This is a genomic window from Streptomyces sp. CCM_MD2014, from assembly GCF_000772045.1.
In the GTDB taxonomy this organism is placed as follows: Bacteria; Actinomycetota; Actinomycetes; order Streptomycetales; family Streptomycetaceae; genus Streptomyces; species Streptomyces salinarius.
Window position 1 is genome coordinate 7,362,976 of sequence record NZ_CP009754.1, and the last position, 25,614, is coordinate 7,388,589.

Consider the following 25,614-nt stretch of genomic DNA (forward strand, 5'->3'; position numbering starts at 1 on the left):
AGGGCGTCCCATCAGGCCGGTCGGTGTTCACTCTTCGGCCATGGACTCAGCGCGCACGCACGCGTCACCACCCGACGACGTACGCACCACCGCACCCACCGGGCGGGCACTGGCCACCGAGGCCGTGCACGCCGGCCGCGACGACCTCGCCGGCCAGGGACTGCACGCCCCGCCCATCGACCTGTCCACGACCTACCCGTCGTACGACAGCCGGGGCGAGGCCGCCCGCATCGACGCCTTCGCCACGACCGGCGCCGAGCCGGACGGGCCGCCGGTCTACGGCCGACTGGGCAACCCGACCGTCGCCCGCTTCGAGACGGCGCTGGCCCGGCTGGAGGGGACCGAGGCCGCCGTCGCCTTCGCCAGCGGCATGGCCGCGCTGAGCGCGGTCCTGCTGGTCCGCGGCTCGATGGGGCTGCGGCACGTCGTCGCCGTACGGCCCCTGTACGGCTGCAGCGACCACCTGCTGACCGCCGGGCTGCTCGGGTCCGAGGTCACCTGGACCGACCCGGCGGGCGTCGCGGACGCGCTGCGCCCGGACACGGGCCTGGTGCTCGTGGAGTCGCCGGCCAACCCGACCCTGGCCGAGGTCGACCTCCGGGCCGTCGCCCACGCCTGCGGATCGGTGCCGCTGCTCGTGGACAACACCTTCGCCACGCCCGTGCTCCAGCGTCCGGCCGAGCACGGCGCCCGGCTGGTGCTGCACAGCGCCACCAAGTACCTCGGCGGGCACGGGGACGTGCTGGCCGGAGTGGTCGCCTGCGACGAGGAGTTCGCAGGGCGGTTGCGGCAGGTCCGCTTCGCCACCGGTGGAGTGCTGCACCCGCTGGCCGGCTACCTGCTGCTGCGGGGACTGTCCACCCTGCCCGTCCGGGTGCGCGCCGCTTCCGCCAACGCCGCCGAGCTGGCCGGTCGGCTGGCCGCCGACCCGCGGGTGGCCCGCGTCCACTACCCGCGCATCGGCGGCGCGATGGTCTCCTTCGAGGTCCACGGCGACCCGCACGAGGTCATCGGCGGTGTCCGGCTGATCACCCCGGCCGTGAGCCTCGGCAGCGTGGACACGCTCATCCAGCACCCGGCGTCCATCAGTCACCGGATCGTGGACGCGGACGACCGCCGGGATGCCGGAGTCGGCGACCGGCTGCTGCGGATGTCGGTCGGCCTCGAGGACGTCGACGACCTGTGGGCCGACCTGGACCGGGCGCTGGGGGAGCGGCCGGCCGGCGCGATTCCGCTGCGACAGGCGCTGTCACGGGCCGAGTGACCGCGCCTGTCGGCACTCACTCCCGGCCGACCGGGTCACCCTGCGGCAGGTGTGCCGCGGACCGGGCGGAGGGGTCCAGGCGGGCCGTGACGACCAGGGTCCCCTCCTCGATCTGGTAGTCGAGGGGGAGACCCAGGCCGCGCATCGCGGCGACCATGCCGGTGTTGGACGCCTGCGTCACCGCGTACACGCTCTCGCACCCCGTCTCCGCCGCCATCGCGACGAGCCGGCCCAGGAGTTCGCCACCGATGCCGCGACGCTGCCACGCGTCCTCGACGAGCAGTGCGACCTCCGTCTCGTCCCCGTCCCACAGCAGGTGTCCGAGCCCCACGATCCGCCCGGAGGCGGTCTGCACGGCGAGGGTGCGGCCGAAGCGCGGGCTCAGCAGGTGGCCGAGATACCGGTCGGCGTCCCGGACCGGGCCGTGATAGCGCAGCCCGAGTGTCCGTGCCGAGCAGCGCTCGTGCATCGCCTTGGCGGCCGGGACGTCACGCGTGTCGGCCCGGCGGACCGTGATGTCGCTCCCCTCGGGAAGCGTCAGCACGTCGCGGCCGCGCGGGATCCGCGGACCGAGCCGGGCGTCCAGCTCGACCAGGGCCCGCGCCCGCGCGAACTCGGCCGGGGTGAACGGCAGATGGGGACGCTCCACGCTGATGGCCCCGCCCTCCGGGGCGCGCAGGCGCAGCACGGTGTCCTCCAGCGCGCCCTCCGGAGGCACGGTCTCGGCGACCTCGGCCCCGGCGGTGGCGGGCAGGGACCGGATGGTGCACCTGCCCAGCAACTGCCTCAACGCCAGCGGCAGCTCGGCGGCGTCCAAGGCCGTGCGGGTGGCCAGGCCCAGCACCCGGGTCGGCGCGTCCACCAGGTCGTGGGCGTCCGCACGCTCCGTCCAGGTCCGCGCACCGCCCGCCGCCGTCACCACGTCGACCAGCTCGGTCCCGCTCAGCTCACCCGGGGCGCGGAGCAGGAACTCGTCCACCGTGCCCTCGGCCAGTGGGTGCGTCTGCAGACTCAGGATGTCGATCCGCCCCTCGGCGAGGGCCGCGCACAGCACGGCCAGCGATCCCGGCTCGTCCCGCACCGTCGTCCGCATCCGCCACAACGCGCTCCCGCCGCCCTCCCGTTCGGTCCGCCCGGGCCCGGCCGGCCGCTCGTCGGTCGGCGGCCGGGCGCCGGTATCGTCCGCGGGCGGCGCGTGCCCGTGGCGTCGTGACCACCGGGTGCGGAGGCCCGCCGTGACGATCAGTGCCGCCACCGAGGCCAGCACCATGGCGGGCACCGCGGTGCCGTGTTCGGCGAGGTGTGCCACGGCATCCGTCACATCAGACATGTCTCGACTCATGCACTCACTGTGAGGGAACGGTGTTGCGTGATCGCGAACGCTCTGTGACCGCTGGGTAAAGAAGGCTTCTGGGCCGTTTTCCACCCTTTCGGGCAGGCCGGGGTCAGGCCGCCGCGGGCGCCGCCAGCGCCTCCCGCAGTCGCCGCGCCTGCGTCACCAGCCGTGACGTGCCGCGCCGGTCCGCCACCCCCGGCAGGTGGGGCAGCTCCCCCTGCGCGCCCGTCCGTTCCGCACACTCGGCCGCCACGGTCAGCAGGTCACCGAGCCCACGGGCCGAGGACGTCGTCGTGCCGCCGGTGGCGAGGTCGGCGAGCAGCACGGGCAGCACCCGCCGCAGGACCGCCCACACCGTGGCCTGCGCACCCGTCGCCGCGGCGGTGCGCACCGCGTCGGCGAGCCGCACCGGCTTCACCGCACCGCGCCGCACCAACTGCCCGAGGTCCGCGCCCAGCCGGTCCGGGTCCAGCCGGCCGCGCGCCGCCAGCATCAGCAGTGCGTCCACGGCGGCGAGCCGGTCCTCGGAGTGCCGCGCACCCAGCCCGTACGCCACGCACAGGTGCACGGATTCGCCCGCCTCGCCGTCCGCGTCGGCGAGATGGGGCAGTACCGCCGCGGCGGCGCCCCGCTGGTCGTCCACGGCCACCTGGGACACGTCGCGCAGCAGCCGGGCGGCCACCAGCTCCGGCCGCTCGGGCAGCAGGGCGAGCCAGTGCCGCCGTATCGCGTCGCTCCAGTGGCTGCAGTACCAGCGGTCCGCGGAGGGGCTCGCCGGGCGGCCCAGCAGCCGGAGGGCGTAGGGAAACTCCTCCGCCCGCAGTTCGGGCACCTCGCCGACTTCCACCAGGATGCGGGCGTCCGCCGTCCGCCGGGTCGTGGCAGGGGCGGTCCGCTCGGCGGTCAGCAGGCGTGCGAGCCGCTCGCCTTCCTCGGTCCCGAGGGCTGCCGCCCGTTCCGCCGCCGCCACCGCCGCCGCCCGGTCGTCCCGGCGCACCCGCAGGAGTGCCTGGCCGAAGTCGACCACGGCGACCCAGACGCCCGCGCGCCGGCAGGCGTCCAGACGGTCCACCAGGTCGTCCGGTTCGAGCAGACCCGTGCCCCAGGTGGGGGTGGCCAGCAGGAAGGGCAGCGGATCCGTGCGCAGCCGGTACGCCACCTCCCACATCCTGGCCTCGAAGGCGCGGGCGAGCGAGTTGTGCACACAGCCGGAGTTCGGCACCCCGTCCCGGACTGCCCGGTGCAAGGTGTCCGTCCTCACCTTCCCGTACAGGGTCGCGAGGAGGAGGTCGAGGGCGCGCTCACCGTCGAAGAGTTCGTGACGCCGAGCGAAGAAGTCGTCCGACGGGTGGCCGAGCCGCCGTTCCCGCTCGGCCCACCAGCGGCGGGCGACGACCGGTTCGAGGGCGTCCAGCAGGGCCTTGCGGTCCCGGTGCGCGTGCCGGACCAGCCCGTCCAGGGCACGCTCGAAGTCGGCCACGTCACCTCCCGAGGCCAGCAGCGCGCCGGTCTCCTCGGCGACCTCGACCGCCGTAGTGGGAGCGGGAGCCAGCCGCACCCGCTCCGGGACGGCGGGCAGCACCTCCTCGTGAGCCACGGGCCGGGCGTCGGCCGGGGCCGCTCCCAGCGTGCGGACCGCCCGTGACCGCAGGGCGGGAATCAACTGCTCCGCCGCCTCGGCCAGTTCCCTGCGGACCTCCTGGTCGGTGACCCTGCCGACGTGCCGCTCGACCAGCTTCAGGGCCCGGTCCTGCACGTCGGAGTCCTCGTGCCCGAACGCCTGGGCGGCGGCCGGCAGCAGCACGGTCGCCGCGGCGCCGTCCCGGGCCAGTACCTTTCCCAGCAGCACGAGCTGCGCCCGCACGAGCTTCTTCTCCGTGCGGAACAGCACCGCTTCGGTCACCTCCGCCAACTGCCGCGGCGGCAGCTCTCCGGCCAGGGCCAGGGCGCCCAGCACCGACTGGGCGTGGGAGGCCACCGCCGGCACCGCGTCCGAGGCGAGCGCCGTCCAGTCGGCCGTCCGCCGCCGCTCCTCGTCGCGGGTGAGCGAGAGGGCGTGCAACAGGCGCAGGAACACCCGCGGTTCGGCCGGCACGCCACCGCGCAGCAGTCGGGCCACGCACGCGTCGACCATCGACCGCCGGTCGAGCGCGCCCTCGGCGGTCAGCTCGGCCAGCGCGCTGGTCCAGCCGTCCGGTCCGTCGCCGGACAGCCACCCCAACCGCGCGCCGACGCCTTCGGTGCGGAAGACGGCGGCCACCATCTCCGCCAGGTGCGGGTCCCGGCGCAGGCGGTCGCGGAGCGTGCCACCGCGTTGCCGACCGCCACCGATGTGGAGCAACCAGCCATGGACGTACGCCTCCGTCGTCGGCACCGGGCAGCCGGACAACCGCACGAGGCCGGCCATCAGCTCGTACGACACGTTGGACGCCGCCGGGCGCCGGGCGAGCCGGTGCACCACGTCGGCCAGCCACCCGGCGTCCCGGTCGCCCAGTACGTGCAGCAGGACCGCCGGTGACGCCTGCGACCAGCGCATGTCGACGGCCGCGAGCCAGTTCGCCACGGCCGCCGCACCGGTCTGGCAGGCGGCCCCGGCGGCGTGCAGGGCCGGGAGGGCCCGGCGGGACTCCGCGGACCAGCGCTCCGTCCTCAGCTCCTGGCGGAGAGCCTTCAACCGGGGGAAGCAAGCGCGCCGCTCGGTGTCGGTCATGCCGTCGAGCAACGACACGACCTCGGCGGTCCGCCCCGCTCGCACCGCCGCCACCAGCAGCCCCGCCGTGTCCGTGTCTGCGGCCACAGTCGCTGTCGCCGTCGCCGTCGCCGTCGCCGTCGCCGTCGCAACCGCACTCGCAGCCGTCACCGTCGTCGTCATCGCGAGCCCCCGTCGATCCGAACCGTCCCCTGCGCCCCGTCGGCTCCCCGCCGTACCATCCGCACCGCCAGCGCGTGCTTGCACGGACCGCGTCCGCCCCGGTACTTGGCCCACCACAGGCAGCTGCACGAGAGCACCCCCGCCTCCTCGCGCACCCGGTGCACATGACCGTCGTCGGCCGTGACCGCCGCGACCGGGCCGTCCAGAGCGACCGCGCCCGCCGCCACCAGGGCGCGGGCCGAACGCAGCCGGGGATTGTGGCGCTCCACGCGCTCCGCGTCGTACGGCAGCTCCCGGTGGAAGTAGGCCGCCTCCGCCGTGTCGTACCCGACGCGCCCGGACGTGCCCAGGCGGACCAGCGCCGCGCGCACCCGCTCCGCGGTCAGTCCCGAGGCGGCGGCCAGGTCGGCGATGTCGATCCGCGGCTCCCAGGCGAGGAGCACCGAGACCAGTTCCGCGTCCGCCGCGGCCTCGTCGGTGGCGAGCGCGTCCAGGACACCGCCCTCGCCGGAGAACCCGCGTGCGGCGTCGGGGGACAGGGTGAGGGTGAGGCGCATGCCCGGCATGAGAACCTCCCAGGCGGAGGCCGTGGCGGCGGCGCCCGAGGCGACCGCGGGCCCGTAGACCCGCAGCGCCGTGGCGTGCCGCAGCACGCGGCGCAGGGCGGCCAACCGCTCCGGACCGGGCAGGCACACCGCGCCGGGCACCGCACGCGTCGTCGGCCGCAGCGAACGCCCGGAGGGCACCACCCACCGGAGTCCGGCCGCCCCGCTCCTGCCGCCGCGGGGCAGCGCCCGCAGGAAACGCACCGCCTCGGCCGCGTCCATTTCGGCCCGCAGGTCGAAGCCGGCCGCTATGACCTGGGCCTCGGCGAATCCGCGCAGCCACCGGTCGGGCAGCGGCACCTTCTTCTCCACCACCGGACCGTCCAGCGTGGTCACGGCCAGCTCCTCGGGGCCCACCCGCAGGTGCAGCGGATCGTCGGCGCCGATCCGCGACAGGGCTTCGCGCAACGGGTCGTTGACGTCGACGTTCGTCGTGCCGTGCCCGACCTCGCCGCCGTCGAGGCCCGCCTCCAGCACGTCCAGACGGGCGTAAACCCCGCCGCAGCCGGAGAAGGACTCGAAACGGAGCCGGTCGCCGCTGCCCGTCACCACCGGGTCGAGAGAGGCGCGCAACTGCGGCTGGTAGTACCGGGCGGCCGCCACGTCGGCCACCGCGAGCAGGCCCGCGGACGCCTTCCGGGGCGATGTCAGAAACCCCGCGAAGAACCGCGGATGGTCCACGGCACCGGCGGGCGTCGCCCCCTGGGAGGTCTCCAGTCCCAGGCACTGTCCGCCCGCCGCGGATTCCAGTACGGAGGGTCGTCGATAGGCCACGGCCTGCAAAGATCGCGTCATGGAAAAACCGTAGAGGCGCCCACTGACAATCGCTCCGGCCTGCGGAAACGGCCGCGAAGGCGGGGAAGTCGAATCGCGCGTCGCGCGAGGGGGCAGGGCGGGCCGCGCACCGGGGGATGACGCCGGTGCGCGGCCCACCGACAGGCTATACGGGACTACTGGCCGACCCGGCCCGGCCGCAGCACCTTCGTGAACAGCACCGTGCCGTCCTGCTCGCGCAGCCGCACCGTCATCTCGGCGCTGTCGCCGTCGATGTCGACCTCGCCGAAGAACTGGTATCCGCCCGCGGGCGAGACGTTCGACGCCGTCGGCGCCTTCACGAAGACCCGTTCGGGACCGAAGGTTCCGTCCAGCTCGCTGGCCGGGAACGCGCCCGCGTTGAGCGGCCCGGACACGAACTCCCAGAACGGTTCGAAGTCGTCGAACGCGGCCCGCGACGGCTGGTAGTGCTGGGCCGAGGTGTGGTGCACGTCGGCCGTCAGCCACACCGTGCCGGTGATCCGGCGGTGCTTGACGAAGCGCAGCAGCTCGGCGATCTGGAGCTCGCGCCCCAGAGGTGCGCCGGGATCCCCCTGTGCGATCGCCTCGATGTTGGGTGCGCCCTCGGTCGCGTCCGGCACGACGAGCCCGATGGGCATGTCCGCCGCGATCACCTTCCACACCGCGCGGGACCGGGCCAGCTCCCGCTTGAGCCACTCCAACTGCTCGCGGCCCAGGATGCCCTGCGGGTCCACGGTCTGGCCGCCGGGGGAGTTGGCGTTGCGGTACGTCCGCATGTCCAGCACGAACACGTCGAGGAGCGGGCCCTGGCGCAGCACCCGGTGCACACGCCCCTCGCGCGCGCCGGGGCGCAGGGTGGAGACCGGGAAGTACTCGGCGAACGCGCGCCGGGCGCGGGCGGCCAGGACGTCGACGCTCTTCTCGGTGTAGCGGTCGTCCGTGGCCGCGATCACCTGCCCCGGGTACCAGTTGTTGCGGACCTCGTGGTCGTCCCACTGGACGATCGACGGAACCCGGGCGTTGAAGCGCCGCAGGTTCTCGTCGAGCAGGTTGTAGCGGAAGTTGCCCCGGAACTCGGCGAGCGTCTCGGCGACCTTGGACTTCTCCTCGGTCGTGATGTTCCGCCAGGTGCCGCCGTCGGGCAGGGCGGCCGTCTCCGGGATGGGGCCGTCGGCGTAGATGTTGTCCCCGCTGCACAGGAAGAAGTCGGGGTCCAGGGCGCCCATGGCGTCGTAGATGCGGTAGCCGCCGAGGTCGGGGTTGATGCCCCAGCCCTGGCCCGCGAGATCGCCGGACCACACGAACCGCACGCCGTCGCGCCGGCGGACCGGCACGGTGCGGAAGGTGCCGGTGACCGGCTCGCCGGTGCGGCGCGGATCGTCCGGGTCGGCCAGGAGCACCCGGTAGTGGATCTGCTCGCCCGGCGGCAGCCCGCGCAGCCGGGTGGTGCCGGTGAAGTCGGTGTCGCCTCCGAGCAGCGGGCCGTGCCACCGGTGCGGGCGGCGGAACGACTCGGTCGCGGACGTCTCGACGATCATCCGGGCCGGCCGGTCGGACCGCACCCACACCAGACCGGAGTGGGAGGTCACGTCTCCCGTCTGCACGCCCCAGCCCGCCCCCGGCCGCCCCGAACGGGCGAACGCCGGCGCCGCCCCGAGGGCGGTGGGCAGGGTCAGGGCCGCCGACGCGGCGAGCGAACCGCGCAGCACGCTGCGGCGGCCGGGCAACGGACGTGGTGACATGGAGGCGCCTCCAGGGGACGGGATCCGGCCCGTTGCCGGGGTGCGTTCGGGCCAATGGTGCAGAGCCAGACCTACTGGCACGGCGCGGCGCCCACGGAAATTCCGGGTGAACAACCCGGACGAGCGAGCGACGCACGTCCCGTGGGCCTGTGCACCCGCGCGCGAGGCTGGCGCGCCGCGTCACACGGCCTGCGCCATCCTCGCCACCCCCGCCCGGATCCGTCCCGGGGTCACATGCGCGTAGCCGAGAACCAGCCGCACCTCCCTCGCAGGCGCTGCGGCCGCCCCGCCGTGCCCGTAGGCCGTCAGCGGGCGCACCGCGACGCCCGCCTCCCTCACGCGCGCGAGGAAGCGCTCCTCGGGACCGTGCCGCCCGGGAAGCGTGGCGATCGCGTGCAGGCCGGCCGCGATGCCGGTGACCCGCGCGCCGGGGAAGTGCTCGGCCAGCGCCGCGACCAGGGTGTCGCGGCGCTCCCGGTAGGCGCGCTGGCAGACGCGGAGCTGGCGGTCGTAGTCGCCGTGCTCGACGAAGCGGGCGAAGAGCGCCTGGTCGAGGGCGGGGTGTCCCAGGTCGGTGGTGCGCTTGCGCTCGACGACGTCGTCCGCCAGCCAGTCCGGCACCAGCAGCCAGCCCAGCCGCAGCCCCGGGGCGAGGGACTTGCTCACCGAGCCTGTGTACGCGACGCGTTCCGGATCGAGCCCCTGGAGCGCGCCCACGGGGGCACGGTCGTAGCGGAAGTCGCCGTCGTAGTCGTCCTCCAGGACGAGGCCGTCCACGGACCGTGCCCAGGTGAGCAGTTCGGCACGGCGCCGGGCCGAGTAGGCGATCCCGGTGGGGAACTGGTGGGCCGGTGTCGTCACCACGACGCGTACGCCCGAGGCGCGCAGCGGGCCCAGGGCGAGTCCCTCGCCGTCCAGGGGCAGGGGCACGGTGCCGACACCCGCCGAGGCGTACAGCGCGCTGTGCTGAGGGCTGCCCGGGTCCTCGACACCCGCGGTGTGCATCCCGCGCGCGTGGAGCACGCCCGCCAGCAGCGCGGTCGCCTGCGCCACCCCGGAGACGACCACGATCCGCTCGGGGTCCGCCACCACGCCCCGGCGCCGCGCGAGCAGCTCGGCCAGGGCGCTCCGCAGCCGGGGCAGCCCCCGCGGATCGGGATAACCGAGACTCTCGTGCGGCAGGTCCGTCAGCACGCTCCGCTGCGCCGCGGCCCACGCCGAGCGGGGGAACAGCGACAGGTCCGGCGTCCCGGGCACGAAGTCCGCAAGGTCGCCGGAGGAGCGCGGCGCGAGATCACGCGCGCGTGGACGTGGGGCTCGCACCGCGTCGCCCACCCAAGTGCCGGCGCCCCGCCCACTGCGCAGATAGCCCTCGGCCGTCAGCTGCTCGTACGCATCCGTGACCAGTCCTCGCGACACGCCGAGGTCGGCCGCGAGGTCCCGGCTCGACGGCAGGCGCGTGCCGGCGGTGAGCCGGCCCGAGCGGACCGCGTCCCGCAGCGCCTCCTGCAGTGCGCGCCCACGCGCGCGTGCCGGTGCCGACGCGGCGGGCAGCAGCAACTCCCACGCTGACGTCATGTAATGAGCCCCCCGAGGATCACACGTCCCAATCGCCCCCATTTTACGAGGGGTTGGACGTGCTGGTGCGTAAACCGGAGTGACAGACCACAGCGAGGGGGCAGGCTGATGCCGGGCCCCGGATCGTACGCGCAATTCAGGAGCGCCCGTGGACGCGAAGAACCGTTTCGAGACGAAGGTCACCTTCGCTCTCTCCCGACTCGAATGGCTGGGCTTTCTCGCCGTATCGCTCGTGCTCGCGGTCCAGCACCGTACGGAAATCCGCTGGGGCGTTTTCGTGCTGCTGTTCACCCTGATCGACGCCATCGGATACGTTCCCGGGGCGATCGCCTGCCGACGGCGCCCGGACCGGCCGGTTCCGCGTGGCTACTACGTGGCCTACAACACGATGCACAGCCTGGTCACGGCCGGTGTCCTGGCCGGAGCGTGGGCGCTGTTCGTCCGGCCGGAGTGGGCACTGCTGGCCCTTCCGATCCACCTCATGGGCGACCGGGCGCTGTTCGGGAACTCCCTGAAACCCTTCGGTGTCGCCTTCGAACCGCAAACCAACCCGGCGTTCCGGTTGTTCGAGCAGAAGTATGAGCCCGGGCGGGATCGTCGCGGCCCCCGTGTGCCCGGTGCGAGGGGTGCGGCACGGAATTCCGTGGAGGGTACCGATGCCGTCCGTACTTGACACGCTCACCGCGCACAGTGACAACCCCAGTTCCTTTCTCGCCCTCAACAGCGGAAACTCGTACTTCCAGGACGACCGGTTCGACGGCGCCTGCGCCTACCGCACTTCGGGCCGCTACGTCCTCCAATTCGGCGGCCCCTTCACCGCACCCGAGCACCGCGCGCGGCTGCTGGAGGCCTTCGCCGCCCACGCCGGACGCCGCCTGGTCGCCGTACAGCTGCAACGGGCGGACGCCGAGCTGTACGCGGCACACGGCTTCACGGTCAACCAGATCGGCGCCTCGTACGCCGTGGACCTGAGCCGCTTCACGCTGCGCGGCTCGCGGTTCGTGCGTCTGCGGAACAAGATCTCGCGCGCCCGGCGGGCCGGTCTGGAAGTCGAGGAGGTGCGGGACGGCGACGACTGCGCCGAACTCGACCGCATCGACCGGCGCTGGCTGCGGGACAAGGGGCGGCACGTCAAGGAGCTGCGGTTCCTGGTCGGCCAGCGGACCGGCAGCCTGCAACGGCACCGGCGTCTGTTCGCCGGCCGGATCGACGGCGAGGTGGTCGGGTACGTGAACTACTCGCCGGTCTACGGCAGCCGCCCCGGCATGCTGCACGACCTCAGCCGTCGCCGCCCCGACGCGCCGCCCGGCGTGATGGAGGCGCTCAACGCCACCGTCATGGAACGGCTCACCGCCGAAGGGGCCGGCTGGCTGCACTTCGGGTTCACCCCGTTCACCGGACTCGACCCGAGCCACGAACTGCCGGGCGCCAGCAGCCTCTTCAGCCGCTTCGCCCGCCTGCTCGCCGAGCACGGCGAGGCGATCTACCCGGCGGCCTCCCAGCTCGAGTACAAGCAGAAGTGGGCTCCGCACGCGGTGCTCCCGGAGTACATCGCCTTCCGCGGCCGGCCCCGCCCCGGCGCCGTCTGGCAACTGCTGCGCGCCACCAACGCCGTGTGAGGACGGCCGCGCCGACCGGCGTGCCCGTGCACGCCCCGCCCGCACCGCAGAGCCCTCATCCACCCAGGAGGATCGCACGCCCATGAGATTCCTCGAGCGTGAACGCAACACCCTCACCAAGCTGCTGCCCGGCCTGGACCCCGCCCTGCGCGAGATCCCCCTCATGGAACTGGAGCGGCCGGGCAGCCCGGGGATCCGCCTCTTCCGGGACAGCGGCGGTCCCGGACTGCTCGTCCCCGAGTCCCACCAGGGTCGCGGCGCCACCGCGCTGGACGCGCTGCGCGTGCAGCGGGCCATCGGCAGCCGCTCGCCGTCCCTGGCCGTGGCCACCACCATGCACCACTTCTCCATGGCCACCCTGGTCGGTCTCGGCGGCCTCGGCGACGGCCTGGAATGGATGCTGATCGAGGGCGTGGCGGCCGGCAACCGCGTCATCGCCTCCGGGTTCGCGGAGGGCCGCCCCGGTGCCGGCATCCTGGACCCGTCGATGAGCGCCACCGTCACCGCCGACGGCATCCGGATCAACGGCGTCAAACGGCCGTGCAGCCTGGCCCACTCGATGGACGTGCTCACCGCCGGCGTGGTGATCCCGCGCGAGGACGGGCAGGGCGACGAACTCGCCGTCGCCCTCGTGCCCGCCGACAGCGAGGGATTGAGCGTCAGCGGCTTCTGGTCCAGCGCCTTCCTGGCCGGCGCCGAGAGCGAACAGGTCACGCTCACCGACGTCCTCGTCCCGCCGGAACTGGTTCTGCGCACCGCGAGCACCTCCGGCGACCGCCTCGACGAGCTCCAGACCGCCGGCCTGATCTGGTTCCAGGTGCTGATGACGGGCAGTTACCTCGGCGCCGCGTCCGCACTGGTGGAACGCGTGCTGCTGAACGAGCGGGTCCCCGAGCACGAACGCGTGCGCCTCTTCGTCGAGACCGAGGCCGCCATGGCCACGGCGGAGAGCGTCGCCCGGCGGGTGGACGCCGGGGAGCTGGACGAGTCGGCCCTCGCCCAGTCGCTGTGCGTGCGCTACGGCGTCCAGGACGCCCTCGCCCGTATCGTCCCCCGCGCGGTCGAACTGCTCGGCGGGCTGAACTTCATGACCTCCGACGAGGTGGGCCACCTGGCCGCGTGCGCCAACGGGCTGTCCCTGCACCCGCCGTCGCGCTCGCGCATGACGGGCCCGCTCGCGGCGTACCTGGCCGACGGCCCGCTCGCCATCGCCTGACCGCACGGGTGCCGCCGGGCGCCGTCGGCCGTCCGACGACCGGGGCCAGGGGGCCACGGGGCGCCCGCGACAGCGGCCATCGTGGCCGGCGGGCCCGTGACCCGCCGTCGCTCCCCGCCCCGAGCCCGGCCCGGCCCACCCGGGCAGCCCGACCGCCGTCCCGTCCGCCCCAGGTCCGCCGTCGTCCCGTCCGGCCCGGGCCGGACGCCGGACCGGCTCGTCCTGCCTCCCGTTCCTGTAACTGTTCCGCCGCCGTTCCGCCCGGCCCGGCCCAGCACCGGCCGCCGTCCACCGCCCCCAGGTTCCACGGCAGTCGAAACCCGTTGAGGGGAGCCCACCATGCCGCGAAACGCCACCCGTCCCACCGCCCTGCCCACACCCCACCGCGCCACCGTGCGCGAACGTCCCACCCTGCTGCTGACCGGCGGTTCCGGAGTCCTCGGACGGGCCCTGATCGACGAACTGGCACCCGACTACGACCTGCTCTGCCTGCGCCGCAGCAGGCCCCTGCACGATCCGCGGGTGCGTGAGCTCGAGGGCGACCTCCTCGCCCCGCGCCTCGGGCTCAGCCCCGGCGCCTGGTACGAACTGGCCCTGCGCGTCGACGTGGTGCTGCACTCCGCGGCCCAGACCAACTGGCGCACCCCGCCCGAGGAGATCGTGCGCACCAACACCCTCGGCGCGGAGACGATGATCGACCTCGCCGCCCGTGCGGACGCCCCGTTCTACCTGGTCAGCACCGCGTTCGTCGCCAACACGCCGAGCGAGGAGGACAGGGAGCGCTTCCCGGGCGCCGCCGCCTACCTCGACTCCAAGAGCCGGGCCGAGCAGCTGACGCGCGAGGCGGGGCTGCCCGGTGCCATCGTGCGGCCCTCCGTCGTCATGGGCCACTCCGCCACCGGGCGCATCGCCGGACAGCAGGGCCTCACCAAGACGATCGGCGCGATGGTCCTCGGCCAGGTGCCGGTGCTGCCCGGCGCCCCCGACGCCCGCGTCGACATGATCCCCCAGGACTACGTCACCCGGGCCGTCGGCGCCCTGATCCGCGCAGGCGTCGGCAGCGGGGAGTACTGGCTCACCGCGGGAAGTCAGGCGCCCGCCCTGAGCGAGATCGCCGACACCTGCGCGGAGTTCGCCGTCCGTCACGGCCTGCCCCGGCCACTGCGGCCCCGGCTCATCCCCGTCGAGGCCGTCCACCGGCTGCTGCTGCCCATGCTGGAGGGCACCTCACTGCCCGCCTCGGTCCGGCGGCGGTTCCGGCACTATGCCGAACTCCTCCTGGTCTTCCAGCGCGAGCTGCCGTTCGACACCTCCCTCGGCACGCCGCACTGCGGCACCCGCGTCACTCACGCCGACATCCGCGCCGCGCTGGTACGCAACCTGGAGAGCTGGGCGGCGGACCGGGCCGACCTGCCCGGACGACGCCGTGAGCCCGCGGCCGCGGTGGCCGGCACGGAGGTGGCGTGATGACCGTGTCGCCCACCTCCGCGGAAGCCGCCGCGCCCGGGGGAGCCCCGGCCCCCGCCGACGCCGCCGGCCTCGCCGAAGCGACCGGGACAGCCGACACCGCCAAACCCGCCAAGCCCGCCGAGCCGGCCCGGCCCGCCAAGCCCACCAAGCCCGCCGAGCCGCCCGAGGCCATCGAACCCGCCGAGCCGGCCCGGCCCGCCGAGCCGGCCCGGCCCGCCGAGCCGGGCAAGCCCGCCGAGCCGCCCGAGGCCATCGAACCCGCCGAGCCGGCCCGGCCCGCCAAGCCCGCTGCGCGGAGCGACGTCGTCGACCTCTACCTCCAGCACATCGGCTCCGGCCGAGCCGTCATGGGCCGGGTCATGGGCGGGATGGCCGAGGTCCGCTCCGAGGGCGCCTGGATCCACGCCGACGACGGACGCCGTTTCCTGGACTTCGGCGGTTACGGCGTCTTCATCCTCGGCCACCGCCACCCGGCCGTCGTCGCGGCGGTGCACCGGCAGATCGACACCCACCCGCTGGCCAGCCGCGTCTTCCTCGAACCCGTCGCCGCCCGCGCCGCCCAGGCCCTCGCCGCCCACACCCCGCCCGGCGTCGACTACGTCCACTTCGTCAACTCCGGCGCCGAGGCCACCGAGGCCGCCCTGAAACTCGCCCGCGCCCACGGACGCACCTCGGTGATCACCACCCGACGCGGCTTCCACGGCAAGACCCTCGGCGCGCTGAGCGTCACCGCCAACGCCACTTACCAGACGCCCTTCCAGCCGCTCCTCCCCGACGTCACCCAGGTCGACTACGACGACCCGGCCGGCCTCGAACAGGCGCTGGCGGCCCGGCGCGACCGCGCCTGCGTCATCGTCGAGCCCGTCCAGGGCGAGGGCGGCGTCCGCATCCCCCGCCCCGGCTATCTGAGCCAGGTGCGCGCGCTGTGCAGCGCCTACGGCGCGCTTCTGGTCGTCGACGAGATCCAGACCGGCATGGGGCGCCTCGGCACCTGGTGGGGCGTCGACGCCGAGGGAGTGCGCCCGGACGTGCTGCTGGCCGGCAAGGGGCTCAGCGGCGGCGTCGTACCCATCGCCGCCATGGCCGCCACCGCGGAGGCCTACGGGCCGTTCAGCCGCGACCCCTACCTGCACACCTCCACCTTCGGCGCCTCCCCGATCGCCTGCGCCGCCGCGCTGGCCACCGTACGGGCGATGGAGGCGGAGAACACCGTGGCCCGGGCCGCGGCGCTCGGCCCGCGGATCCTCGCCGCCGTACGGGAGGTGTGCGCGCCGCACGAGGGCGGCCTGGTCCGCGAGGTGCGGGGCCGCGGACTGCTGATCGGCATCGAGTTCGCCGAGGAACGAGCCGTCGGTGAACTGCTGCTGGAGCTGATCGCCCGCGGCGTCCTCGTCAACCACTCCCTCAACTCCACCCGGGTGCTGCGGCTGACGCCGCCGGCCGTGGTCGAGGACGACGAGCTGGGCCTGTTCCTGACCACCCTCGCCGAGGCCCTGCACGGCACGGCCGGCCGCATGTCCCGCTGACCGGCCGGCACCCCCGTCCGCCAACCGTCCGGAAAGGAACCGAACGCCCCATGCGCCACGTGGTCCTGCACGCCCTCGCCGAGGGCCTGGCACCCGCCGACGTCTACCGCCGCATCAGCGACTTCGGCCGCTACCCCGAGTACAGCGACGTCTTCCGCGAGGTGCGCGTCGAACCGCCGCTGCCCGACGGCTCCACCGTCTCGGACTGGACCGTCGAGTTCCGCGGCGGCCTGATGCGCTGGCGGGAGCGCGACACATACTCGCCCGAGACCCACTCCCTCGCCTTCGAGCAGCTCAGCGGCGACTTCCAGACCTTCGAGGGAGGCTGGCGGTGCGAGCCGCGGGGCGACGGCACCCTCGTCGTCTTCACCGCCGCCTTCGACCTGGGCATCCCCTCGCTGGCCGAGATCCTCGACCCCGTGGCCGAGTCGACCGTGCGCACCAACATCGCCCGCGTGCTGCGCGGCCTCGCGGACGCGGAGGTGATCGATGAGCACGCGGCTGCGGCTCGTGGCTGACCGGGCGGCGGCGACCGCCCATCTCCCGTCCCCTCCCACCGGACCGCCGCACGGGGAGCCCCTGCACGAGGAACCCGGGCCGGGCGCCGCCCGCTGCCTCGGCCTCTACGCCAAGCTGGCCGCCGGGGTGACCGTCGTGACGGCCCGCGGCGAGGACGGCCCGCTCGGCATGACCGTCTCCGCCGTCACCTCCCTCTCCGCCCGGCCGCCTCTGCTCCTGGCCTGTCTGCGGGACGGCTCCCGCACCCTCGCCGCCGTACGCTCCCGCCGGACCTTCGCCGTGCACCTGCTGCGGGAGGAACAGCAGGAGCTGGCCGGCCGGTTCGCGTCCCCCACGACGACCGCCGCCGAGCGGTTCGCGGGAACGGACACCCGGCAGGTGCTGGGCGTCCCCGTGCTGGCCGGGTCGCTCGCCTGGTCGGTGTGTCTCACCGAGGACGTCCGCCGCTACGGCGACCACCACCTCGTCGTCGGCCGGGTGGCCGCCGTGCACGTCGGCGCCGGCCGCCCGCTGCTGTGGCACGACCGCAGGTTCGGCACCCTGACCGAGCCGGTGCCGGAAGCCGCCGGATGAGCGGGCAGCCGGCCGGAACGCCGTGCTGGGAGCGGGCGGAACTGCCGCCGCAGCCCCAACTGCACGGCGTGGTCACCGCGGACGTGGCCGTCGTCGGGGCCGGTCTGGCCGGGCTGTCCTGCGCCTACCACCTCGCCGAACGCGCCCCGGGGCTCGACATCGCCGTGATCGACGCACAGCACCCGGCCGCCGGGGCCAGCGGCCGGGGCACCGGCCTCCTCGGCCCCCGGGCCGGACCCGCCCTGGACCGCGCGGTGCGCCGCTTCGGCGCGCGGACGGCCCGCCGGATGCACCGGGCCAGTCAGCAGGCGGTACGGGACGTGCTCGACCTGTGCTCGCGGCTCGACGTGCCCTGCGGACTGCGGACCGGCGAGCAGCTCATGGCGACCCGCTCGCCCGCGGGCCTGGTGGCACTCGTCCGCCAGGCCCGCGCCTGCCGCGAACTGGGACTGGACGTACCCGTCCTCTCCCCGGCCGGCATCCGCGAACGCGTCGGGGTGTCCTACCGCGCCGCGCTCCTGCACCGCCCGGCCGCCACCCTCGACCCGGCCGCCCTGACCTGCGCGCTCGCTCGTGCCTGCGCGGACAAGGGCGTACGGTTCTACGGCCGCAGCCCGCTCCTCGCCCTGCGCCCCGGCGACCTGGTCGGACCCGAACTGGTCCTCCCGCACGGGCGCCTGTACGCCGGGCAGGCGGTGCTGGCCGTCAACTCCGCGGCCCAGGCACTGGATCTGCCGGTCGGCACGATCCTCCCGCTCGAGGTGTACGCCGTCGCGACCGAGCCGCTGAGTCCCGCCGCCTACGAGCTGCTGGGCGGGCGCGCCGGACCCGCCGTGGTCGACGCCGTGCCGCTGGCACCGTACTTCCGGCTGCTCCCGGACGGGGGCCTGATCGCGGGCGGCGGCACCGCCGCGGTCCCGTCCGGGCTCGCCGCCTCCCGTCTCCAGGCCCTGCGGGAGCGCGCCTGGGCCCGGCTGGAGCGCTGGCTGCGGGCCCTGCACCCCGACCTGGCCCGGGTGCGGGTCACCCACCGCTGGTCCGGCCGGATCGGCATGACCGGCGACGACCTGCCGGTGGTCGGGCCGGTGCCCGGCCACGCCGACGTCTGGTACATCGGCGGCTGCGGCGGCCACGGGCTCGCGCTCTCCGTGGCGCACGGCGCGCATGTGGCGGGGGCCCTGCTCGGCGAGCCGGACCCGGGCGAACCACTGCCCTGGCACCGTTCGCGCGCCCCCCGTCTGCCCCTGCGCGGCCCCGTGCGCCCCCTGCTCCGCGCCTGTGTGGACGCACACGGGTGGGCCGTGCGGCGTGTCTGCTGACGGCCCGCGTGCGGTGGTGTCCCATTCCAGTTCCTGAAACCGTCCGGGAGGATCTCATGCTGCGACTTGGCCTCGGCAGGGACGGCCGCCTGCCGCCGTCCGTGACCATGGGCACCGTCGACGTCGCCTTTGACCTGGCCGCGCGGGGCAGGCCGCTCCCCGTCGTCTTCGCGTTCGCGTTCGACGGCGGGGCGCCGACGCTGGACTCCGTGCGGGCGAGGGTCGCCGAACGCGCCCACCGGATCCCGGCGTTGCACTACCGCATCGCACGCGAGAGCCGGACGTTCCGGCGGGTGGACCGGATCGCGGTGGACCGGCATGTGCACGAGGCCTGGCTGCCCGAAGACACCGACGGCTCGGCGACCGGCCGGCTGATGCTCTCCCGTCCTCCGACGGCCGACGGCGGACCGACCTGGGACGTGTGGCTGGTGCACGGTCCGGCCGGGCGCCACACCCTGTGCTACCGCACCGACCACGCCTTCCAGGACGGGGTGGGCGCCGCCTACACCGCCCGTGCCCTGCTCGGCGACGACCCCGGGGGCGGACCGGCCCCCAGACCCCGCCGTCTTCCCACCGCGGCGGGCATCGCGGGCACCTTGCGAGACGTGGCGGGTGCCTTCGGGGCGGCCGTCCCCAAACCGGCCTTCGACGGGGTGTGCACCGGGCGCGTCGACGTGTGCCACGCCGACACCTCGCTCGGCCGGCTCCGCGCCGTCGGCCGCATGTACGGGGCCACGGTGACCGACGTCTACCTGGCCGCCCTGGCCCGTGCCGTCCGCACCTGGCACCTGAAGGAGACCGGCGCGGTCCACCCGCCGCTGCCCGTGGCGATCCCGATGTCCGTCCGCGCGCCGGGCGAGGAACAGGCGCCCGGCAACCGCATGGTCACCGCACGCATCCTCCTGCCCTGCGACGAGGAGTCGCCGCAGCGGGCGCTGGCCCGGGTGGTGGCCGCGATGAACGGGCTGCGGGCCGGCCGGCGCCGCGACTCGATGCGCGCGCTCCTGGCGGCCACCCCGCGGTCGGCCGGCGCCCGGGTCGGCGTGCGCCTCGTCCACGGCAGGCTCGTCGCGGGGCCGGTGAGCAGTGTGAACTTCGGTACGGCGCTGGTCCACCAGGGACTCACGGCCAGGCGGGCGGCCGTCTACACCAGCGTCGCGTCCGGCATCCGCAGCGTGGTGACGCTGACCAGCCAGCACGACACCGCCTGCCTGACCGTCGTGCACGACGAGGCGCTCCGCACCGCCGACGAACTCCCCGACCTGTGGCTCGCGGCGCTGCTGGAGCTGGAACGCCGGTGAGTGCGGCTCGCCGTACCGTACGAAGCCCCGGGCGGAGACCCGGGGCTTCGTACGTGGCGCGAGCACTCAGCGGGTGCCGCGCAGCGTTCCGGTCGTGAGGAAGGCGCACTTGGCGGCGGCCTCGCCGACCAGCGGCAGATAGAGGGCCAGCCGTTCCATCGCGTACGGCAGGGTGAACAGATCGGCGACCCGGGCGTCCCAGCCGTGCTCCGCCCACCACTCCTCCGGCTCGGCGAGCTGCCAGTTCCAGGCCGCTCCGATCGTGGCGAGGGCGTTGAGGAAGGGCGCCACGAGGGGCGAGTCCACCGCACGGGCGTTCACACACTCGGCACCGAAGGTGCTGCGGTCGGCGGACAGTCCGGTCATCGTGGCGACGACCGCCGTCACCTGGTCGGGGCGGAGGAAGTACAGCGGGGCCTCGCAGAGCCAGGCGGTCGGCCTGCCCGGATCGAACCCTGCCGCGACGAGTTCCCCGCCCCACGCTCCCGTGACGTCGGCCCCGACGGCGGTGCGGCGTCCGCAGGTGACCGGGCTGCCGTCCAGCACGCGGTCCTTGAAGGCCAGGACGGAGGGGACCTCGACCTCGAAGAGGTGCACGCCGGTCGGCCAGTCGAGCCGGAAGGCGCGGGTGTCCAGGCCTGCTCCGAGGACGACCACCTGACGGCAGCCCGAACGGGCCGCGGTGAGCAGGTAGTCGTCGAAGAAGCGGGACCGGACCACCTGCCAGTCGGGCAGCAGGCGCTGCATCGCTCCCTCACCGGGCGGGCCCCCTTGGAACCGGGCCGCGTACAGGAAGTCGGCGGCCCACGGGTCGAGGACGAACGGCGCGGGCCGCAGGGCCTCCGCCGCGTGCGCGGCGGCCGTCCAGAGCGCCGCGTGCGAGAGGCCCTCCGGGGCTCGGGCGGCCGGCCCGGACGGGGACCGCGGCCCGGTGAGCGACTGCGGTCGGGTGGATTCCGGCATGGGACCTCCTGGAAACGGACGGAGTGTGACGGAGAGGAGTCCGTGGAACGGACCGGCGGCGGTGCGGGGCCGGTGTCAGCCCGAGCGGCGGCGGCCCAGCAGGAAGGCCGCGGCACCCAGCGCGAGCATCCCCTTGGAGGGGCGGGCGGGCCGCTGGCCGCCCATCGCGGGGGGAGTGCGCGGCTCGTGGATGTTCAGCGCGAACTGGCGGTTGGCCACGTCGGACAGGACACCCCGGACCTGGTCGGGACCGGTGACCGCGGCCAGCAGCAGCTCCATGGAGTTCCGGGCGAACTGGTTGCGGCCCAGGAACTCGCGGCCGAGGGCGAACAGGATCTTCGGCACCTCCCCCTGGAACACCTCCGGAAGGGTGATCTCGGGGGCCAGGCAGCGCACCGAGCCGTCCAGGTTCGCGAAGGACTTGCCGAGCAGCGACACCGCCGGCGGCGAACCGATGCCCCGCTTGGTCGCCTTGGCCAGCACGGTGGTGAGCGAGACGCCGAAGTTCATGTCCTCCAGAGCCAGGTGGGAGACCTTGGGCACGAAGGCGGCCATGTCGGCGGCGAACGCGGGCATGTTGGCCCACGGCGTCATCCGGCCCATCTCGGCCCAGTGCTGGGCCAGGCCCGCGCCGTCGTTCTGGGCCAGCGTCATGAACAGCGGCAGCAGTTGCAGGCTGGTGCGCCGGTCCAGCCGGCCGACCATGCCCCAGTCGATCAGCGTCGCCGGGCCCCCGGGGGCGGCGAAGACGTTGCCCGCGTGCGGGTCGGCGTGGAAGAAGCGGTGCACGAAGTACCCGTGGTACATGAAGCGCAGCAGGTCCTTGCCGATCTCCACGCGCTCGCCGTCCGTGAAGTGGGCGCGGTCGACGTGCCGCACCGACTTCCCGTCCGCCAGCGACTGGACGAGGACCCGCGGACTGGCGTGCAGCACCCGGGGCACCTCGAGGGAACGGAAGGACCGGACGTGTTCGCGGGCCTCGTCCATGTTGCGGGCCTCGCCGGTGAAGTCCAGTTCCGGTTCCATGGCGTCGAAGACCGAGCCGAGCATCGCCTCGATGTCGATGACCTCGTTGAACCGCGGAGCGACCCGGGCCACGATCCGCGACGCCCGGCGCATCAGGGCCATGTCGGCGAGTACGCCCTCGCGGATGCCGGGCCGCTGGATCTTCACCACGGCGGCTCGTCCGCCGGGCAGCGTCACCCGGTAGACCTGGGCCAGGGACGCCGCGCCCAGCGGGGCGGCGGTCTCGACGTCGTCGAAGCGCAGTTTCCAGTCCGGCCCCAGGTCCCGGGCCAGCACCGGCTCGAACTCCGAGAAAGGCTGGACGTCGACCTCGTCGTGCAGGTTCTGGAGTTCGTCACGGATGGACTCGGGGACCATGTCGGGTCTGGTGGACAGGATCTGACCGAGCTTCACGTAGAAGGGGCCGAGGCTTTCCAGCGCCTGCCGCACCGCCTTGGCACGGCGCTGGTCGGACCCGGCGGAGGCATCGGCGTCCTCCGCCGGGGACCGGGAGTCCCGCTTCGTACGCCCCCGCAGCCGGGTGGTCAGTCCGACCTCGTCGGCCACGAGGCTGCCAAGGACCTTGACCACGAGACGCAGTCGATCGCCGACGACAGACGCCATCGCGTGTGATCCTCCTCAGGTGGGGTGCGCGTACGGACGTCGGCCGGCGTACCGCGTGGGGCCGGCCGGCGGGACGGCGGGACGACGGTCAGCTCGAGGCCGAGGACTGACCGCCGTGGGGCTTGTCGCCCCCCTGCTGACCCGTCAGACCGCCCAGCTGTCCCGTCAGTCCCTGTAGCGCGGCCATGCCCTGCTGTCCGGCCTGGGCCGGCACATTGGCCATGTTCTGCAGGCCCTGCACCGCCTCGACGAGCTTGGGGAGTACCTGGGTGAGCTGGGTGAGCTGGGTCGGGAGCGACATCAGGTCACCCGCGCCGCTCGCCGCGTGTCCGAGGCCTCCGGCCAACTGGCCGAGCCCGCCGAGCGCACCGGCGGCGCCGCCGACCGCGGCGAGCGGGTTGGCCGCACCGCCCATCGCGGCCAGGGGGTTGCCGGCCCCGCCGAGCGCGGCCGCGAGCGGGTTGCCGCCGCCCGCCGCACCGGTGAGCGCGGCGAGTGGGTTGACGGCGCCGCCGAGCCCGCCGAGCCCGCCGAGGGCGGCCAGCGGGTTGGCGGCCCCCGCGAGCGCGGTCGCCGGATTGAGGGCCCCGGCCAGTGCGCCCAACGCGTTCGGGGGCAGCCCGGCCAGGGTGTTGACGGCGCTGCCGGATCCGCTCGGCGAACCCGAGTCGTCGTCGCGGTTCAGGAGGTCGTCGAAGGCCTCTTTCCAGGCGTCGGTCATATCACCGACCAAGTCCTTGATGATGTCCTGGATGTTCTTGCTGTTGCCCATGAGTGTGGCCCCTTCTGTTTCTCTGCGATGGGAGAGGTGAGGCTTCCGGCCGTTATCCGGGGAAACCTTCCAAGGATTTCGCGCAGGCGCTTTTCAATCGGGCGCGACCCCTGGTGAAAGCGGCCTCGGCCGCCTTGACGGAAATGTTGTGCATGCGAGCGAATTCCGCAGTGGAAATTCCTTTTGCGCGGGCGAGTATGACCTCCTGTTCCCGTCCCCGCAGGTGTTGCACCTGGTTCAGCAGCCATCGGCCGAAGTCCTGGTCGCAGACGTCGTCCTCGGTCGTGCCGAAGGTGTCCACGAACACTGCGCGCTGCAGAAGTCTGCTGCGTCGCTCCATGTCGCGGTAGAAGTCGATGCAGAGGCGGAGCGCCACGGACGTCAGAAAGGAACCGAGCCGGTTCCTGTCCAACGAGGCGTGAGCGGCTGCGCGTGCCATGGTTTCCTGAACGCAGTCCTCCGCGTCCTGGAAACTCGGCAGTCGTCGTCGAACCAATCGCATGAGGCGGTCCTGATGCTGGAAGATGTCTTCCCAGGAGCATTCAGCGGGCGATTGGCAGGTGGAATGTCGCACCATGGTGGATTGCAGCCCGTTGTCTCTCGGATTGGGCAGGGAGAACCGCGGCCGACTTTCGAATTGTCGGCCATGTGGTTTTCCTACCCGAGCCTCTGGAGCGGCAAACCGGAATGTATGCTTCCGCGAGTCGGCCGAAATGTTTTTTCGCGCTCATTTCCGAGGAGCGGGCCGGCGTGCCCAGTCGCGGTTCCAGTTGAGCCACATGTCCCGCACGGTCTGGTGGACCAGCGAGCTGCCGGCGCGCAGTTCGCTGGTGTACGCCTGGACGGCCTCCTTGCCCACCAGCCGCGCGCCCCCGGTGAAGTAGGAGCCCCGCACGTGCCGGGGCGAGCGGTACTTGCCCCACAGCAGGATCTTCATCAGCGGCCAGAGCGTGAACACCCCGGACGGGCAGCGGTTGCCGGGGTCCAGCGTCCCCCAGACCGACGGGACGAGGCCGCTCTCGCCCAGCACCTCGTAGATGCGGGCGATCGTCTTCTCCTTCGTCAACTCGCCCGCCCGGTAGGCGAGCACGGCGTCGCGCGACTGGTCGAACATCCGCTCCACCCAGGGATTGTCCATCCCCCGGAGACCCCGGTACGGCGGCATCTCCAGGATGTCGAAGCATGCCGGGTCGTGCGTCTTCTCGTACGTCACGGCGGCCTGGTTCTGCGCGTTCGTGCCGTAGAGGGTGGTGAGGGTCCACACCCGGTTCCAGGCGTTCCACAGGTCGAAGTCGTCGAACGCGATGTAGCTGCAGGACACCAGGTCGTCGTAGAACCGGAACATGCGCTTGGTCCAGTGGTCCAGGTACGCGAACCGGGCGGTGTCGAAGTCGTCCTGGCGCACGGCGTCGATGAGCCGGTGCCCCAGTGCGTTGAGCGCCATCACCGTGACCGCGAGGCCGCTGGAGAAGAGGGGGTCGATGAAGTCACTGGCGTGCGGCAGCAGGCACCATCGGTCGCCGACCACCTTCTGCGAGGCGAACTGGGTCCGGTCGGTGGACACGTACGGCCGGACCGCCCGCGCCCGCTCGAACTGCCGCGCCACGCTGGGGAACCGGCGCACGTGCCGCCAGAACTCCTCCTCGGCCGAGACGTCGTCCGGGCGCGGGTACCGGTCGAGATCGAGATTGAGCCCGACGCTGCACAACTCGCTCGTGCTGGTCGACTGGTTGTCGAACGGGATCACCCAGAGCCAGCCGCCCTGGAACATGTGATGGAGCGTCCCCTGGCTGAAGGGGCTCGGCATACGGTGCTGTTCGCGCGGCGGCGACACCGCGTCGAAGGGACGCACGCCCACCATGTGCGTGAAGATGGTGCGTGAGCGGGTGCGGTACGGCGGCTCCTGCCGCAGCCCGAGCCGCTCGGGAAGCATGGCCCGCATCCCGCCGGCGTCGACCACGTACGACGCCCGGAAGCTGCCGCGGTCGCGGGTGACGAGAGTGGCACCGTCCTCCTCGAACTTCACGTCGTCGACCATGGTGTGGGTGTAGGCGGTGACGCCGTACGACACGGCGACGTGGAACATGTACGCGTCCACGTCCTGCCGGAAGTAGTGCGAGTCGGGGCCGAGCGGCGGGCCCCAGGTGGGGTACTGCGTGCACTCGTCGGGGCGGGTCGGCTCGCCCTCCCGGTGGTAGACGAAACCGAAGTTCCGCTTGACCCCGCAGTTCGACGACACGTGGCGGCGCAGGGCCGCGTTGGTCGCCAGGTGCTCGATCTCCGGGACGTCGTAGCGGCGGGCCAGGACGCGCAGCCCGAAGGTGGTCTCGGGGACGGTGGACTCTCCGATGGCGAACCGGGGATGGCCGCTGCCCTCCAGCAGCAGCACGCGCACGCCGTGGCGGGCGAGGACGGTCCCCAGCATCGTCCCGCCGATGCCGCCTCCGACGATGGCGACATCGAAAACACGCTGGTCTTCTTGCATGTTGGCGGTTCCTTTCGCAACGGGAAGGAC

The 25,614-nt window shown here is 73.7% G+C and carries 20 protein-coding genes; 10 read left to right on the forward strand and 10 right to left on the reverse strand.

The window, feature by feature from the left end; all coding sequences use genetic code 11:
- Positions 1-40 precede the first annotated feature (40 nt).
- Positions 41-1,264, forward strand: coding sequence for a trans-sulfuration enzyme family protein (locus NI25_RS32870; protein ID WP_061445937.1), 1,224 nt, complete (start codon positions 41-43; stop codon positions 1,262-1,264).
- A gap of 16 nt (positions 1,265-1,280) precedes the next feature.
- On the opposite strand, the gene NI25_RS32875 is transcribed toward NI25_RS32870, so the two are convergent.
- The 5 genes from NI25_RS32875 to NI25_RS32895 form a co-directional block, all read right to left on the reverse strand.
- Positions 1,281-2,594, reverse strand: a complete 1,314-nt coding sequence (locus tag NI25_RS32875) for a GNAT family N-acetyltransferase (protein WP_061445938.1) — start codon at positions 2,592-2,594, stop codon at positions 1,281-1,283.
- Between the two features lie 115 nt (positions 2,595-2,709).
- Complete coding sequence (locus NI25_RS32880) at positions 2,710-5,472, reverse strand: DUF6493 family protein (RefSeq protein WP_078884788.1); 2,763 nt, start codon at positions 5,470-5,472, stop codon at positions 2,710-2,712.
- Positions 5,469-6,872, reverse strand: a complete 1,404-nt coding sequence (locus NI25_RS32885; RefSeq protein ID WP_061445939.1) for an SWIM zinc finger family protein — start codon at positions 6,870-6,872, stop codon at positions 5,469-5,471. The genes NI25_RS32880 and NI25_RS32885 overlap by 4 nt, the downstream gene beginning before the upstream one ends.
- Positions 6,873-7,027: 155 nt before the next feature.
- Entirely contained in the window at positions 7,028-8,614 is a 1,587-nt protein-coding gene (locus tag NI25_RS32890; protein ID WP_061445940.1) for an alkaline phosphatase D family protein, read from the reverse strand.
- A 180-nt stretch (positions 8,615-8,794) separates the two neighbouring features.
- Positions 8,795-10,192, reverse strand: a complete 1,398-nt coding sequence (locus NI25_RS32895; protein ID WP_199561059.1) for a PLP-dependent aminotransferase family protein — start codon at positions 10,190-10,192, stop codon at positions 8,795-8,797.
- A 148-nt stretch (positions 10,193-10,340) separates the two neighbouring features.
- On the opposite strand from NI25_RS32895, the gene NI25_RS32900 reads away from it, so the two are divergent.
- The 9 genes from NI25_RS32900 to NI25_RS32940 all read left to right on the forward strand — a co-directional run bounded on the left by NI25_RS32900 (position 10,341) and on the right by NI25_RS32940 (position 19,735).
- Complete coding sequence (locus NI25_RS32900; protein WP_061445942.1) at positions 10,341-10,865, forward strand: hypothetical protein; 525 nt, start codon at positions 10,341-10,343, stop codon at positions 10,863-10,865.
- Entirely contained in the window at positions 10,849-11,811 is a 963-nt protein-coding gene (locus NI25_RS32905; RefSeq protein ID WP_061445943.1) for a bifunctional lysylphosphatidylglycerol flippase/synthetase MprF, read from the forward strand. The genes NI25_RS32900 and NI25_RS32905 overlap by 17 nt, the downstream gene beginning before the upstream one ends.
- An 82-nt stretch (positions 11,812-11,893) precedes the next feature.
- Positions 11,894-13,027: an acyl-CoA dehydrogenase family protein gene (locus NI25_RS32910; RefSeq protein ID WP_061445944.1), complete on the forward strand. Its 1,134-nt coding sequence runs from the start codon at positions 11,894-11,896 to the stop codon at positions 13,025-13,027.
- Between the two features lie 339 nt (positions 13,028-13,366).
- A complete protein-coding gene (locus NI25_RS32915; RefSeq protein ID WP_061445945.1) occupies positions 13,367-14,494 on the forward strand; it encodes an SDR family oxidoreductase in 1,128 nt (375 codons plus the stop codon).
- Positions 14,494-16,023 carry an aspartate aminotransferase family protein gene (locus NI25_RS32920; protein WP_233520796.1) on the forward strand — a complete coding sequence of 510 codons (1,530 nt, stop codon included), beginning with the start codon at positions 14,494-14,496 and terminating at the stop codon, positions 16,021-16,023. The genes NI25_RS32915 and NI25_RS32920 overlap by 1 nt, the downstream gene beginning before the upstream one ends.
- Before the next feature lie 50 nt (positions 16,024-16,073).
- Positions 16,074-16,541 carry an aromatase/cyclase gene (locus tag NI25_RS32925; RefSeq protein WP_061445946.1) on the forward strand — a complete coding sequence of 156 codons (468 nt, stop codon included), beginning with the start codon at positions 16,074-16,076 and terminating at the stop codon, positions 16,539-16,541.
- On the forward strand, positions 16,513-17,115 hold the full coding sequence (locus NI25_RS32930; protein ID WP_199561060.1) for a flavin reductase family protein: 603 nt from the start codon (positions 16,513-16,515) through the stop codon (positions 17,113-17,115). The genes NI25_RS32925 and NI25_RS32930 overlap by 29 nt, the downstream gene beginning before the upstream one ends.
- Positions 17,112-18,434, forward strand: a complete 1,323-nt coding sequence (locus NI25_RS32935) for an NAD(P)/FAD-dependent oxidoreductase (RefSeq protein WP_061445947.1) — start codon at positions 17,112-17,114, stop codon at positions 18,432-18,434. The genes NI25_RS32930 and NI25_RS32935 overlap by 4 nt, the downstream gene beginning before the upstream one ends.
- Positions 18,435-18,490: 56 nt before the next feature.
- Positions 18,491-19,735, forward strand: coding sequence for a wax ester/triacylglycerol synthase domain-containing protein (locus NI25_RS32940; RefSeq protein WP_061445948.1), 1,245 nt, complete (start codon positions 18,491-18,493; stop codon positions 19,733-19,735).
- A gap of 66 nt (positions 19,736-19,801) precedes the next feature.
- On the opposite strand, the gene NI25_RS32945 is transcribed toward NI25_RS32940, so the two are convergent.
- From NI25_RS32945 to NI25_RS32965, 5 genes are all read right to left on the reverse strand, one after another.
- On the reverse strand, positions 19,802-20,698 hold the full coding sequence (locus tag NI25_RS32945; protein WP_061445949.1) for an SAM-dependent methyltransferase: 897 nt from the start codon (positions 20,696-20,698) through the stop codon (positions 19,802-19,804).
- A gap of 75 nt (positions 20,699-20,773) precedes the next feature.
- Positions 20,774-22,327, reverse strand: a complete 1,554-nt coding sequence (locus tag NI25_RS32950; protein ID WP_061445950.1) for an ABC1 kinase family protein — start codon at positions 22,325-22,327, stop codon at positions 20,774-20,776.
- An 88-nt stretch (positions 22,328-22,415) separates the two neighbouring features.
- Positions 22,416-23,099, reverse strand: a complete 684-nt coding sequence (locus NI25_RS32955) for a hypothetical protein (RefSeq protein ID WP_061445951.1) — start codon at positions 23,097-23,099, stop codon at positions 22,416-22,418.
- Between the two features lie 52 nt (positions 23,100-23,151).
- On the reverse strand, positions 23,152-23,676 hold the full coding sequence (locus NI25_RS32960; RefSeq protein ID WP_267485732.1) for an RNA polymerase sigma factor: 525 nt from the start codon (positions 23,674-23,676) through the stop codon (positions 23,152-23,154).
- A 150-nt stretch (positions 23,677-23,826) separates the two neighbouring features.
- Entirely contained in the window at positions 23,827-25,584 is a 1,758-nt protein-coding gene (locus NI25_RS32965) for an NAD(P)/FAD-dependent oxidoreductase (RefSeq protein ID WP_061445953.1), read from the reverse strand.
- Positions 25,585-25,614: the final 30 nt, after the last annotated feature.